At 46.3% G+C, this 14,732-nt stretch carries 12 protein-coding genes; 4 read left to right on the forward strand and 8 right to left on the reverse strand.

All coding sequences use genetic code 11. The features are described 5' to 3' along the window. The first annotated feature begins 30 nt into the window (after positions 1 to 30). Genes B2739_RS16525 through B2739_RS16535 form a run of 3 tightly spaced genes read left to right on the forward strand, consistent with a single transcriptional unit; the run spans position 31 to position 3,123 of the window. Positions 31 to 522 (forward strand): peptidylprolyl isomerase, encoded by a 492-nt coding sequence (locus tag B2739_RS16525; RefSeq protein ID WP_049629872.1) that lies wholly within the window; start codon positions 31 to 33, stop codon positions 520 to 522. Positions 523 to 561: 39 nt separating this feature from the next. Further along, positions 562 to 1,284 (forward strand): UDP-2,3-diacylglucosamine diphosphatase, encoded by a 723-nt coding sequence (gene lpxH, locus B2739_RS16530; protein ID WP_331346945.1) that lies wholly within the window; start codon positions 562 to 564, stop codon positions 1,282 to 1,284. Positions 1,285 to 1,323: 39 nt separating this feature from the next. Beyond that, positions 1,324 to 3,123, forward strand: a complete 1,800-nt coding sequence (locus tag B2739_RS16535) for a class I SAM-dependent methyltransferase (RefSeq protein ID WP_331346946.1) — start codon at positions 1,324 to 1,326, stop codon at positions 3,121 to 3,123. A 70-nt stretch (positions 3,124 to 3,193) separates the two neighbouring features. Here the strand turns inward: B2739_RS16535 and B2739_RS16540 are convergent, their stop codons facing one another. The 5 genes from B2739_RS16540 to B2739_RS16560 all read right to left on the reverse strand — a co-directional run bounded on the left by B2739_RS16540 (position 3,194) and on the right by B2739_RS16560 (position 8,523). Continuing rightward, complete coding sequence (locus tag B2739_RS16540; RefSeq protein WP_331346947.1) at positions 3,194 to 3,583, reverse strand: LiaF transmembrane domain-containing protein; 390 nt, start codon at positions 3,581 to 3,583, stop codon at positions 3,194 to 3,196. 120 nt (positions 3,584 to 3,703) lie between these two features. Beyond that, positions 3,704 to 6,202 carry a glycoside hydrolase family 9 protein gene (locus B2739_RS16545; RefSeq protein ID WP_331346948.1) on the reverse strand — a complete coding sequence of 833 codons (2,499 nt, stop codon included), beginning with the start codon at positions 6,200 to 6,202 and terminating at the stop codon, positions 3,704 to 3,706. A 100-nt stretch (positions 6,203 to 6,302) separates the two neighbouring features. Next, positions 6,303 to 6,920, reverse strand: a complete 618-nt coding sequence (locus B2739_RS16550) for a tRNA-(ms[2]io[6]A)-hydroxylase (RefSeq protein WP_331346949.1) — start codon at positions 6,918 to 6,920, stop codon at positions 6,303 to 6,305. A 10-nt stretch (positions 6,921 to 6,930) separates the two neighbouring features. After that, positions 6,931 to 7,413: a DUF1289 domain-containing protein gene (locus tag B2739_RS16555; RefSeq protein WP_331346950.1), complete on the reverse strand. Its 483-nt coding sequence runs from the start codon at positions 7,411 to 7,413 to the stop codon at positions 6,931 to 6,933. A 57-nt stretch (positions 7,414 to 7,470) separates the two neighbouring features. Next, positions 7,471 to 8,523 carry an SMP-30/gluconolactonase/LRE family protein gene (locus tag B2739_RS16560; protein ID WP_331346951.1) on the reverse strand — a complete coding sequence of 351 codons (1,053 nt, stop codon included), beginning with the start codon at positions 8,521 to 8,523 and terminating at the stop codon, positions 7,471 to 7,473. Between the two features lie 394 nt (positions 8,524 to 8,917). On the opposite strand from B2739_RS16560, the gene acnB reads away from it, so the two are divergent. After that, complete coding sequence (gene acnB, locus B2739_RS16565) at positions 8,918 to 11,536, forward strand: bifunctional aconitate hydratase 2/2-methylisocitrate dehydratase (protein ID WP_331346952.1); 2,619 nt, start codon at positions 8,918 to 8,920, stop codon at positions 11,534 to 11,536. A 113-nt stretch (positions 11,537 to 11,649) separates the two neighbouring features. On the opposite strand, the gene rluB is transcribed toward acnB, so the two are convergent. The 3 genes from rluB to B2739_RS16580 form a co-directional block, all read right to left on the reverse strand. Beyond that, complete coding sequence (rluB, locus tag B2739_RS16570; protein ID WP_331347111.1) at positions 11,650 to 12,540, reverse strand: 23S rRNA pseudouridine(2605) synthase RluB; 891 nt, start codon at positions 12,538 to 12,540, stop codon at positions 11,650 to 11,652. Between the two features lie 286 nt (positions 12,541 to 12,826). Then, entirely contained in the window at positions 12,827 to 13,771 is a 945-nt protein-coding gene (scpB, locus tag B2739_RS16575; RefSeq protein WP_331346953.1) for an SMC-Scp complex subunit ScpB, read from the reverse strand. Beyond that, complete coding sequence (locus tag B2739_RS16580) at positions 13,768 to 14,607, reverse strand: ScpA family protein (protein WP_331347112.1); 840 nt, start codon at positions 14,605 to 14,607, stop codon at positions 13,768 to 13,770. The genes scpB and B2739_RS16580 overlap by 4 nt, the downstream gene beginning before the upstream one ends. Positions 14,608 to 14,732: the final 125 nt, after the last annotated feature.

The following is a 14,732-nucleotide window of genomic DNA, read 5'->3' on the forward strand; positions in this document are numbered from 1 at the left end:
CCACCCTCTAAATCTCAAGGGAGATTCACCATGATTACATTACACACTAACTACGGCGACATCGTTATTGAACTGGATTTTGATAAAGCGCCGAAGACCGCTGCAAATTTCAAACAATATGTTGAGGAAGGCTTTTATAACGGCACTATTTTTCACCGTGTCATCGATGGTTTTATGATCCAGGGCGGCGGCTTCACTGAAGATTTTCAACAAAAAGAAACCCGCGCAACGATTGAGAACGAAGCTGACAATGGTTTGCAAAACCTGACCGGCACACTGGCTATGGCCCGCACCAGCGATCCTCACAGCGCAACGGCACAATTTTTTATTAACGTGAAAGACAACAGCTTCCTGAACCACACTGGTAAAAATTCATCGGGTTGGGGCTACTGCGTATTTGGCAAAGTGGTTGAAGGTATGGATGTGGTTAACAAAATCAAAGGTGTTAAAACTGGCAGCAAAGGTTTCCACCAGGACGTACCCAAAGAAGCGGTCATCATCCAATCAGCGACTATCGCGTAATCGTTTCACAAAGAGCCGGTCATTAGATCGACGCAATTTATGTCCACACTTTTTATTTCAGATTTACATCTCCATGAATCACGCCCGCACATTACGCGGGCGTTTTTTCATTTCTTGCAGACTCGCGCCATTCATGCGGACGCACTGTATATTCTCGGTGACTTCTTTGATGCCTGGGTTGGCGATGATGATGATTCCGCACTCGCACAAGATGTTGCCAACGAATTAAACCAGTTACACACACAAGGCGTTGCGATCTATTTTATTCACGGCAACCGCGATTTTTTAGTAGGCAACGATTACGCCAATAAAGCCGGCATGACACTGCTACCTGAACAAATCGTTATAGACCTATATGGCACACCCACTTTACTTATGCACGGCGATGAACTCTGCACAGGTGATTCCGAATACCAGCAGTTCCGTGCAATGGTCCGCAGTGCGCAATGGCAACAGCAAATTCTTTCCCAGCCTTTGGGTACACGCCGTGCACTGGCTGCGCAATTGCGCGAAAAAAGCCAAAGCATGAATAGCTTGAAAGCAGACGACATTATAGATGTCACACTGGCCGAAGTGATCGCACAAATGAGCACAACAGGCGTAGCCCAACTGATTCACGGCCACACACATCGCCCTGCCCGCCACGCAATGGAACTGAATGGCAAACCCGCCGAGCGCATAGTGTTAGGCGACTGGCATGAATATGGTTGGTGCATCAATGCTACGCCTGAGGGCTTAACGCTGGAACACTGGGCAATTTAAAATAATATAACGCAGGCAATCGCATGGCAAAGCAATCAAATGGAAAATAATAAGCAACCTACCGCCACTGATTTATGCGCTCTTGCAGCACAGCAGATCTCTCGCAAAGAGTATTCACAAGCACTACACACCTATCAGCAAGTAACGCAACAACATCCTGCGCATGTTCCTGCTTACGCTGGAATCGCGCGATTATTGCAAATGCATGGCAATTACAACCATGCGTTACAAGCATTGAGTTACGCACTGCGTATTGAGCCCAATAATTCAATAGTGCGCCAACAAATGATCCCGCTACTCGCAACCATTTCACCATCCAGCTTTAGCAGCGATTTGGAACACGATCTATTACTTTGCTTTGATGAGCCTGATATTGATTATCAGCAACTCGCTCGTGTTGCTGCATCGCTTTTGTGGGCGAAATACCATTCAACGACTATTACCGCCGGATTGCTGGATATATTGAATGGCGATGCCTTGTTGCTTTGCTATTTATCACGTTGCATCAACACTCATGCGCAACTGGAGCAATGGCTGACGCACATTCGTAAAATGTTGCTACTCACAGCAGAGCTGCAACAGGAAGCAACATTACATAGCGATCTCACCTGCGCACTCGCACTTACCTGTTTTGCAAACGAATATATTTTTGAAGTATCAGCAGAAGAATCACAAGCCGTACACCGGTTAGAGCATCAACTGGAAGAATACCAAAAAGAAGAACACCAGCGCGTAAATGCATCTGACACAAAAAACTTTCTCGCTCTTCTCGGCCTGTATAAACCTCTATTCAAGCTGAGCCAGCAACATATTACAGCTGCAACAGCAAATGAAATTGTACGTGATAACAAATCTTTGTGGAGCCTGTTAGTTAAACGCAGCCTTCTGGATCTTCAGGAAGAAAATGTATTAAAAGAGACGTTTGCAATAATTAAGAGTGATCGATCAAATAACCCCGCACAAAATTTATCAGCGCAGGTGCAATCGCAATATGAGGAAAACCCCTATCCGCGCTGGCAAACTCCACCTGCACCGACACCCGTCGCCATCATCGACATGTTGCAGTGCCTACCTGCTGTAAACCGGGCAATTTTACCCAAGGATACTATCGATATTTTAGTGGCTGGATGCGGCACAGGCTTCGAACCTATCGACCTTGCGCGGACGGATAACAGTACACGCATTACTGCACTGGATTTAAGCAGTAGCAGCCTTGCCTACGCCAAGCGCATGGCAAATACATTAGCAATCAACAACATCCATTTTGTACAAGGCAATATTTTGGATGCGCACAAATTAGATAAAACGTTTGATTTGATCAATAGCACAGGCGTGCTACATCACATGGAAAATCCGTTAGCAGGATGGCAGGTATTGCGCGACATAGTAAAACCTGGCGGGATTATGCGCATAAGCCTTTATAGCGAACTCGCACGTAAACGAGTAGCGCTTGCGCATCAACGTATAAAAGAATTAGGGCTAGGGAGCACAGCTGAAGACATCAAAAAATTCCGCAACAATATTTTTCAGCAACCACAGCAATCACCATTAGGGGAGCTCACATTGAGCGATGACTTTTATAGCATCAGTGGTTGTCGTGATCTGTTGTTTCATGTGAAAGAACACAGGTTTACCCTTCCGCAACTTAAAACAATCATTAACGATTTACAATTAACGTTAGTAGGGTTTGATGTGCCTCCACAAGCACAACACACCTTTCAACAACGTTACCCTAACCCAATGGATCTGCTGGATCTGGATAAATGGCACGAATTTGAAAGTGCATTCCCCGACACCTTTGTGGGCATGTATCAGCTCTGGTTACAAAAAGAAAAGTAGCGATAAAACGACAACAACAAAAAGCCCTTGTGATTATCACAAGGGCTTTTTGTTTAGATAACTGCACAATTTATTGTCGGCCAGTCATCATATACAGACCACCAATAATGATAAATGCTGGCCACCAGGTTCCGAATGACAAACCCAATAAAAAAATCATGGCAATGAAAATAATAGTCCCTGCCGTCACTAACGCGTTGAACATAGCCATACCGATGCCCTCGCGTTTATAACTGCGATACGCCAAATGCAAAGGCCCGACAGCAGCAAACAATATAAAAAATGCCCACCAATTATGAAAATCCAGAAAAAATAAATCTACACCCAGATTTTTCGCCAACAGCAAACCACCTATCGCAACCACCACCAGACCCATCATCCAACCCGATGAAGTAGTTTTAGTGGAAGTCACTGGTGAAGCCGGATTTTCCAGTTTGGTTTTTTCATCAACGGACGACATAGTATGCTCCTTGGCACTGAAGACAGTCATAACCTCTATGAGACACTATAAAACCAATTTTGGATTCATTCCACCAGCGACGCTTGTCACTATAAGCAATTGACATCTGTCAGGGGCGACTTAATGGCTCAGCACATCTTCCGCTGCATTCACCAAAAAGATGTAGCTTGCCGCCAAATTAACCACATATTCATTTTCACCCCAGAAAAATGGCCAATCTTCATGATTCTCTGGATAGTCCGGTTTTAATACCAAAATGCCCGGAACAATACCGCCAGAGATAAACGAGAAATCCGCACGGTTCATACCATAGGCCACTTCTTTGGAGCGGGTTCCAACGTTGGATACCAGCGACAAATTATGCGCAGGGTGAGTGCCATAAAGGAAATTCAAACCTTGTAGCACTGCTTCGCGGTTAACCAATTCCGGAAAAGCCTTGTGAATGTAATAGTTGTTGATCGCATGGCGAATAACCCAGCCACTGCCCGCCCAACCACCTTCGGTAATAGGCACACCAAATGGATTTTTTGCCTGGGCTGCTGCGAGTTCGGTTTGATAAAGTTGCGCCTTGCTTTTTAGTTGCTGTTTAAAATCAGCATCCATGTAAGGAATCGCGCGAATAAACCAGGAGGCATTGATTCCAAAGTCCACTTCTGCTGCCAGTTTTTTAATAGCATGTGCATACTTGGCTTCACCTGTGGTGATCAACAACTCAGTCGCCGCTTTAAGTTGCTCATGCTCAAGTTTTCCGCCAGTGGTATTGCCGTGTTTAAACGAATCAGGCTTCGCTTTTGCAGCCTCTTCTGCCCACACTTTTTTCGCAGTTGCCAAACATTCTTTGGCAAGCTCATCATTAAATCCGGTCAATGCTCTACTAGCAGCAGCAAGTGCCGCAGCAGAACCGTAATTTAATGAAGATGATTTACTGGTAAATGCCCAACGATCATCAAACTTTCCGCTTTTGAAACCATCGGTCTCCAGCTCACCCATTTTTGGATCGTAAATCAAGTTATCTGTTTTGGTGATGCCGTCACCCAGATGATGATACTGATCGATATGCGCCTCTACGATTCCTGGAATCGCATGCCCGATGGCCCGATGTTGAGCGATCAACGCAAGCGTACCGTGTTCGATTTGCTGCAACACATCGGGCTTGCCATCGGCAGTATGCAGATCTACAAATTTTCTCGTGTAATCCACGCTGGTGGTATCGCGTTTTAGGTTGAAGGTTTCCCATGCGGTGACGAGCGTATTCACAACATCGTATTGCGTTTGTGTGCGAATATCGTAATCCCCTGCATCGTACCAACCACCAATATTCAAACCGGGAATATGCTCGCCAGGTTTGAATTTTGTATCCGTCGTTGGGCCTTGTGCATACAAATCAAAATGCTCGCGATTCACTGGCGCTTGCAGCGCGTCATCCAAATGCGATGCACCATGCCATATACGGTAGGATTCATTGACAGTCACGTGATCCATTTGCACCGGCAAATACATATCCAGCGTAGGGTGCCATGCCGCTTGGTAAACCGTTTTATCGATGCGGAAACTGTGAGTTTGCTGGTCGCCATAGGTTATGGCATATAAACCCGGCGTTTGAATTTTACTAAAATCAAACAGGCGATATTGGTAACGCAGATATTTCCCCCAAGATTTCGGTTTTTCAGTCAACACCGCTTGACGGGTTCCGTCAGCGTTGATTTTGACCAAGCTCGCCTTGTAGATTTTTTTGTCGCGCGCATCCAACTCAATCACCGCGACTTTTTTCTGTGCCGGATGATAGCCAACCTGGGAATGGGCAATCATTGGTTTACGAATCCAGTTTTTTACCGTCGCCGCATCAATTTGCCACTCGATTACCGCACCGGTTTTATTAGCAGGGATTTTACTGCGCACAACAAACCAGCCATTTTGTGCTTTGCCGCGACCATCATAAAGCTCAAGTGCTGTACCCGCAGATTGAATAATGATACGGCGCTCAGCATCTTCTGGCGCAAATACCAAGTGTTTCCCTTGAGCCAGCGCAACCGGATCAGCTTTGCCATTAATTTCTTTTAAACCTGTTGGATAAACCGGAAAACCACCAGCTTTATCGTCCATCAAAAATGATTTGTGAAAATAAGCAGCTGGTAAAAACTCCAAATTAAAACCTGCCTTTCCTTCAAGGGATTTTGGCAGTGGTTGTGGCAAATTAACGGTTAACAACACACCTGTTGTGTTTTTAATGACCTTGATAGAAAAATCAAATTGATGGTCAGGATAATGCAAAAATGCTTCAATCGACTGTTCAGCGCGATTAACTTTTCGCTCCTTAAACATGGGCGTTAAATCCCACTGCTCCGGCGTCGCATTCAAACGCACGTCACCATTGGTCACTGTACGTTCACCGTGGTGGATCAGCTCAACACCACTGGTTTTTGAATCGCTAAATAGCCCGTCATACCAATTGCTAAACACCAGCACATTCAAGCCAGGTTTTTCGAAATAATCTTTATCATTAAGGGCTAAATCGTCTTTTGCCTGAACGGGCAATGCGAAGGAAATAGAGAAGAAAAAAGAGAGAAAAATCGAAAAAACAGCGAGCGAACCCCGCCATTGATCGAGCTGATATGCCATGTGTATCTCCAGATTTATTATGTTAATGCCAACCACACAGACTTATAGTCTATTTACACATAACAAACCGGTATACCAAATTTACACTTAATAACGGTGACTAAAGGCCTTGCGAATTAACAACCCCCGAATGAAACCGAAACTCTTCATCCACACCTTCAACCAAGGTTTTTTCCAGCGCAAGAAATTCTTGCACACGTGCAGAAATATCAGCGCCTTCTGCTGCGCGTTTGGCGAGGGTTAGATAATCTTCGTAGTGGCGGGACTCGGATTTTAAGAGGGAGAGATAAAACTTTTGCAGTTCTTCATCTAAAAATGGGGCAACTTTTGCAAAGCGTTCGCAGGAGCGGGCTTCGATAATGGCGCCGCAGATGAGTGTGTCTATGTAGCGACCGGGTTCTGAAGTGCGCACCAATTTGCGCAGCTCGCCGGCGTAGCGGCCGGGGGTGATTTGCTCGTAAGCAACTCCCCTCGCCTCCATAATCGCCATCACTTGTTCATAGTGGCGCAACTCTTCACGGGCGAGGCGCGACATTTTATTCATCATGTCAAAGTCACCCACGTAGCGGAACATCAAATTAATTGCTGTCGATGCTGCTTTTTTTTCGCAATTGGCGTGATCCAGCAGTAAGAGTGCTTGATTATCCAAAGCATTTTTTACCCAGGCATCGGGGGTTTCGCAATGAAGGAATTGTTGAATTTTGGTGAGAGCATTCATAACGTAAAGACTATTTTTGTTGATCGAGTGTTTCAGCAGTAACGAAACAGGGGGATATATAGCGTTCGTGGTGAGCACAGGAGAGTGCGTAAAAATCTTTATCAATATTATCGCGAATAACAGTTAAGGGGGTATTCACCCACTGAGGCTGTAACGCCAACCCGTAAAGCGATAAATCCTGAATTTGGCTCGCACCTGCGCGCAATAAATCAAATACCCAACAATAGGGATTTTGTTCTGGCTTGAATTGAATCTGTTGATGTTTGATTTGCGTGAGCAATAATTTTTGGTCAGTTACCGCAATCATATTCTGCACAATTTGCGCAAGAAAGGTTTCCAATCGCTGGGCGATCAATAATTTTTGCTCGTTTGTATAGGCATTCCAATCAATCACTTCATGAGCAAATCGCTTGCAACCACGGCAAACACTATCGCCAATGCCAGTAGAGCAAATACCCACGCAGGGTGTTTTAACGCGTTTTAATACAAACATAAAATCAATTGATATAGCGAACCACTTATTAAATAGTTCGCTATTTTTTAATAATGGTTAATAGGCAGAACCGCTGATGTTTAATTCAATTTTCCACAGGGAACCCGCACCCGTCAGATACAATGTTTTACCCTCTGCACCACCGAAAGCAGCATTGGTGAGATTTGCATCGAAGACCGCTTGAGCAATTTGCTCACCCGATGGCGTGAATACTCTCAATTGACGAGCAAGGTGTTCGGTCAAATAAATATTCCCCAAACAATCTACTGCCATACCATCAGGGATCGAAATACCGGTTACTAAATCCTTACCTGCCTGAGGAACTCCATTCACAATTGAATATGCACGAAGCACACCTTGCTCACCACCACCGTTTACATAAAGCACATCTTCAGCGGGTGATAATGCAATACCGTTTGGATTGCTGATAGTGTCATCAACCAATGTAATAGTGCCATCGGTTGCGACGCGGTATACACCTGTTTTTTCCTGGCCGCCTGGCGCAGCATCACGCTGGAACGCAGGATCGGTAAAATAAATTGTGCCGTCAGCAGCTATCGCAATGTCATTTGGCGAATTGAATACATTACCATTAAATTGTTCTGCAACCGATGCACGCTCACCTGTGACCGGATTGTAACGAGAAATACTTTTATATTTGTGTGTACCGGCAACCAACTGGCCATTGTTATCTACCGCCAATCCATTACTACCTGAGTCATCAATAGCCGTGGTCACTGTGCCATCAGCATTTAATTTTTGGATGCGCGATGAAAAACCATTGGTGAATACGAAATCAGAGAAATAGAGCGAATCATTAATCCAGACAGGCCCCTCAAACAATCCCGGTTCGGTTCGGGTAGTATTCGCTGCTTCGATACGGACAGGCACAAGATCACCTTGAGGAACAGTACCATCACAGGCAGAGGGAGCTGCAGCTGTTTCAGATGCTACCGAAGATGAGATTGCAGCACTTGATGTATTGACAGAGGTTTCTGTTATTTTTTGCTCGCATCCACTGAGCGCAATAAAACATCCAACCACCATGCCGCTAATCAATCGAGAGCGACGAACTCTTACCGTTTGTATGCCGTTAAATTTGAGAGTCATTGCCATTTTTCCCCTTTTGCTTTCCTGGTTATTAAATCGCTGTTTTTAATTGTTGCTGTAGTCGTGGAGAGATTATCTCTGTAGCCATGGAGAGTAGCGTCAGGTAGTGAATTCCACGCATGGAATATCAGTGTTACAACTCCCCTAACAGAGGCCGATACATTATCACAATCACCCACCAAATACCGATGCGACAAACCGACAGAGTTGCGTTACACGCATTAACAGGCGAGATTGCATCGGGTATACTTTGCGCCCGATTTACCGCTCTTCATGAGCAACGCAAGAGTGTTTTTTCTCCAAACACCCTTTAGCATCCATGATGGCCATGGATAGTCTCCTGAGACAGAGATCCTGTTGAAGGAGTAACCCCCACACTAATGAGGATAAAACCGTGCTTGAAGCCTATCGTAAACAGGTCGCAGAACGCGCCGCAGAAGGTATCCCACCAAAACCATTAAACGCAGAACAAGTTGCGGGATTGGTTGAGTTACTGAAGAATCCCCCCGCTGGTGAAGCTGAAGCATTACTGGATTTGATCACCAACCGCGTTCCGCCAGGCGTTGATGAAGCCGCCTATGTAAAAGCCGCGTTCCTGAGTGCAATTCTCAAAGACGAAGCCTCTTCCCCCCTGATCGATAAGCCTCTCGCAATTAAACTGCTCGGTATGATGCTCGGCGGTTACAACATTGAACCACTGGTAAACCTGCTCGATGATGCCACTCTGGCACCACTGGCTGCCGAACAACTCAAGCACACCTTGCTAATGTTCGATGCCTTCCACGATGTGGAAGAGAAAGTAAAAGCGGGCAATCCCCATGCAAAAGCGTTGATGCAATCCTGGGCAGATGCCGAATGGTTCACCAGCAAGCCAAAAGTTGCTGAAAGCACCAAACTTACTGTTTTCAAAGTTACCGGCGAAACCAATACCGATGACTTGTCACCAGCCCCTGATGCCTGGTCACGCCCCGACATCCCTCTGCACGCATTGGCCATGTTCAAAATGGCACGTGACGGTATCACCCCGGATCAACCGGGCTCTGTAGGCCCAATCCAACAAATCGAAGCACTGAAAACCAAAGGTTATCCTCTGGCATTTGTAGGTGATGTTGTTGGTACCGGTTCTTCACGTAAGTCTGCTACTAACTCCGTACTTTGGTTTATCGGTGACGATATTCCGGGCGTACCCAACAAGCGTACCGGTGGTGTATGCATTGGCGGCAAAGTAGCCCCCATTTTCTACAACACCATGGAAGACGCCGGTGCTTTAGTATTTGAAGCTCCCGTTGATCAACTGAACATGGGCGATGTAATTGAAATTCGCCCATACGAAGGCAAGATCCTCAACGCTACTACCGGCACCGTGATTTCTGAATTTGAATTGAAATCAGAGGTGTTATTAGATGAAGTTCAAGCTGGCGGCCGTATCCCATTGATTATCGGTCGCGGCCTGACTAGCAAAGCACGTGAATCACTGGGCTTGCCACCAAGCACTTTGTTCCGTTTGCCACAAGTGCCTGCTGATACCGGCAAAGGCTATACCCTCGCGCAAAAAATGGTAGGCAAGGCCTGCGGCGTACAAGGTATTCGCCCCGGCACTTACTGCGAACCAAAGATGACTACCGTAGGTTCACAGGATACCACCGGCCCAATGACCCGAGACGAGCTGAAAGATTTGGCTTGTTTGGGTTTCTCTGCCGACTTGACCATGCAGTCTTTCTGCCACACAGCAGCTTATCCAAAGCCTGTTGATATTGAAACACAACACACCCTGCCCGACTTCATTATGACGCGCGGCGGTGTTTCCCTGCGCCCAGGTGACGGCATCATCCACTCATGGTTGAACCGTATGTTGCTGCCTGACACCGTAGGTACTGGCGGTGACTCGCACACCCGTTTCCCAATTGGTATTTCGTTCCCAGCCGGTTCTGGTTTGGTTGCTTTTGCGGCGGCTACCGGCGTTATGCCATTGGATATGCCTGAGTCAGTTCTGGTTCGCTTCAAAGGCGAATTGCAACCCGGCATCACCTTGCGCGATCTGGTTAACGCCATTCCGCTGTACGCCATCAAGCAAGGCCTGTTGACTGTAGAGAAGAAAGGCAAGAAGAACATTTTCTCTGGCCGTATTCTTGAAGTAGAAGGCTTGCCTAACCTGAAGGTAGAACAAGCGTTTGAAATCTCTGACGCTTCTGCTGAGCGCTCTGCTGCTGGTTGTACTATCAAGCTGGATAAAGAGCCGATCATCGAGTATCTGAAATCCAACATCACCATGCTGCGCTGGATGATCGAACAAGATTACGGCGATGTTCGCACCATTGAGCGTCGCGCACGCAAAATGGAAGAGTGGCTGGCAAACCCAGTGCTGATGGAAGCCGATGCCGACGCAGAATATGCGGCGATCATTGACATCGACCTGGCTGACATCAAAGAACCTATCCTCGCTTGCCCGAATGACCCGGACGATGTGAAAGTATTGTCTGACGTACAAGGTGCCAAGATTGATGAAGTGTTCATCGGCTCCTGTATGACCAACATCGGTCACTTCCGCGCTGCCGGTAAACTGTTGGCAGCTACCAAAGATCCATTAACCACTCGCCTGTGGATTGCCCCCCCCACCAAAATGGACGCGCATCAATTGATGGAAGAAGGCTACTACAGCATTTACGGCGTAAAAGGTGCTCGTACCGAAATGCCAGGCTGCTCATTGTGTATGGGTAACCAGGCGCGTGTTGCGAAGAACTCGACTGTGGTATCAACCTCTACCCGTAACTTCCCCAACCGTTTGGGTGAAGGTGCTGATGTGTACCTGGCGTCTGCCGAACTGGCTGCAATCGCTGCAGTATTGGGCAAACTGCCAACACCAGAGGAATACCTGAACTACGCACAAAAGATCGACAGCATGTCTGCCGATATTTACCGCTACCTCAACTTCAATGAAATTGAGAGCTATCAAAACGCTGCCAATGAAGGCAAGCGTATTGCAGCGGTGGAAATCCAGACTGTTGCCCTGTAACAAAAACGAAGTAAAAAAAATCCCGCCTGGTGCGGGATTTTTTATTGCGACTCTTTTTAATTCAAACAGTTGAAATAGACAGCCAATATCCGTTGAGGCATCTAATTTTTAGATTAGACAATTGGCGGTCGTTTTCGCGCAGGAGCTTTCACACGTTTTGGAGCCGCTGAAGATGCCCGTAACTTCCGGTCGTGGCGCTCGCGTTGGGACTGCTCTTCACGATTAGGCTCCATAATACGAGTATAGGTTGAGCTATCGAATCCAGCAGTCATACACAAATCCTGAATTTCCCTCTCAGTAAGATCTGTCCATTGACCAACTCGCACATGCGAGGGGATAAAAATATTGGCATAACGCACACGCTTCAAACGGCTAACTTTAACGCCTTGCGATTCCCACAAACGGCGAACCTCACGGTTACGACCTTCCATAACAACGCAATAAAACCAACGGTTTTTACCTTCACCAGCACCATCAACAATGTCGGTAAAACGAGCAACACCATCATCTAACTCAACGCCCTTAAGCAAGCTTGCACGCATCTCATCCGTAACTTCGCCTTGAATACGCACTAAATATTCACGATCAATTACAGATGACGGATGCATGAGCTTATTTGCCAGCTCACCATCATTAGTAAATAACAATAAACCGCTCGTATTAAAATCCAGACGCCCCACCGAAATCCAACGCTCACCCTTCAGCGGTGGCAGATGGTCATACACAGTTGGACGACCCTCCGGATCAGAACGCGAACAAATTTCACCTTCTGGTTTGTTATACAAAATCACGCGACGACGAGTTAACTCCGTACGCAATACAACACGCTGGCCATTCACAAATACCTTATCTTGCAAAGTGACCCGATCACCGAGCTTGGCGATACGGTCATTCACTTTCACCTGACCTGCCTCGATTGCCCGCTCCATTTCACGCCGGGAACCAATGCCCGCACGAGCGAGTACTTTTTGCAACTTTTCATCATTGCTGGTCGCAGGATTTATAGTCTCTTTATCAACAGCTTGTTGAGATACTTTCGATTTTGCAGGCGCTGTTGGTTTAGTGTCAGTACGACTTACGATAGATTTAGTTGTAACTGTTTTCTGATCGCGTTTCGCAACAGAACCTTGTTTTGCTGTTTTACCTGAGCTTGCTTTTTTATCAGCTGCACGTCTATCAGCTGATTTTTGTTTATCAGCAGATTGGAGCTTTCCAGCAACTACTGGCTTCACAGCCTTGGTAGGTTTTTCATTATCCCGGTTGATTTTCTTCACCATAGGTTATTGGTAGCTAGTTGCTACGGGGTTCTTCTTCACTATCGTTACTTTCGATATCATTCATTGGTACTGATGAGTCCGCATCGGCAATTTTATCAGCATCAACAAACGCTTCCTCACCATCAACAAAGCCGCCCTCGTATAACACAGTTTCTGTATCTGCAATCTCAGCAGTCACATCCGAATGAACTTCATTTGTTGATGCGTTTTCATCGGGAATGGGTGGATCAGTGTCCTTTTCTCCTAACCCTGCTTCACCCAGATCCAATACCGGATTCAGCTCATCCAAATCACGGATTTCACTTAAGGATGGCAATTCATCCAAATTTTTTAAATTGAAATAATCCAGGAATTGACGCGTCGTCGCAAACAACGATGGGCGACCAGGCACATCGCGGTGCCCTACAACTTTAACCCAATCACGCTCCAACAAGGTTTTCATGATGTGGGAGCTAACCGCTACACCACGAATCTCTTCGATATCGCCACGCGTAATAGGCTGGCGATACGCAATCAGCGCCAGAGTCTCTAAAAGTGCGCGTGAATATTTTTGTGGTTTTTCTTCCCACAAACGATTCACCCAAGGCGCAAGGTTATCCCGAACCTGAAAACGCCAACCAGACGCAACCTCTTTCAATTCAAAACCATGCCCTTCACAGCTAGCTTGTATATCGGCTAGTGCAGCGGAAATATCTTCTTTTGTGGGCGCAACATCTTCATCAAATAACTCAAGCAACCGCGCAACTGTCATTGGCTGACCAGCTGCAAGAATGGCGCCTTCAATAATTTGGCGCAAGAGCGCAGCATCAACCGGCATTTGCGTAACAGGTACAGTGGCTGACTCTTCGAGATCAGTCTCTTCATACAAATCGCGAGAGTCTTCACCCACGATTGAAGTGTTATCAATATCATCATCCACTAGCGGATGTAGATCATTACTATCAGTTGCGTTCGTCATTGTGTTCTGGCTTTAACATGAATAGGTGCAAACGATTCGCTTTGGACAATTTCAACCAGCGATTCCTTAATCAATTCCATCACCGCTAAAAAGGTGACGACAACTCCAAGACGTCCCTCTTCTACTCTAAATAGACTGACAAAAGGTACAAAATGTTGGTGTGCCAGTGCGTCAAGTACCTGCGCCATGCGCTCACGAGTGGAGAGCTTTTCTTTGGAAACATGATGGCTTTCAAACATGTCAGCACGACGCAACACTTCTGAAAGCGCTAGCAACAGTTCCTGCAATTCAACATCAGGATCAAGCCGCGTCAGACTACGATCTGGACCAGCAGCCGATACAGGGAATACATCTCTTGCAACTCGCGGAATCTGATCCAGATCTACGGCTGCCTGTTTGAATCGCTCATATTCCTGCAAACGGCGAATCAAAGAAGCACGCGGATCTTCGTCCTCTTCTTGTTCTTCCGACGAACGAGGCAACAACATCCGCGATTTAATTTCTGCCAACATGGCAGCCATAACAAGATACTCAGCCGCCAATTCGAATTGATGCGACTCCATCAATTCCACATAAGCCATGTACTGGGAAGTAATCTCCGATACATTAATATCCAGAATATCCAAATTCTGGCGGCGAATAAGATAAAGCAATAAATCCAGCGGACCTTCAAACGCTTCGAGAAATATTTCAAGAGCATCGGGAGGGATATACAAATCCTGAGGTAACTGGGTGTAGGCTTTGCCTTGAACGATGGCAAAGGGCATCTCACCTTGTTGAGGTTTTACGGTATGAGCTGACTCCTGATCAACCTGGCCTTCTTTTGACGCATCCACTTGAAGTTCTTGTCCAGCACTGACTGTGGCGGCAAGATCCTCAGTTGCTATGGTTTCAGGGATTTCGCTCACTCGTATAACTCGTCGTTAATATAATAATCCGCATTGTTTAGGTGCGATGAAAA

Origin of the sequence: Cellvibrio sp. UBA7661, assembly GCA_002483365.1 — a bacterium.
Lineage (GTDB): Bacteria > Pseudomonadota > Gammaproteobacteria > Pseudomonadales > Cellvibrionaceae > Cellvibrio.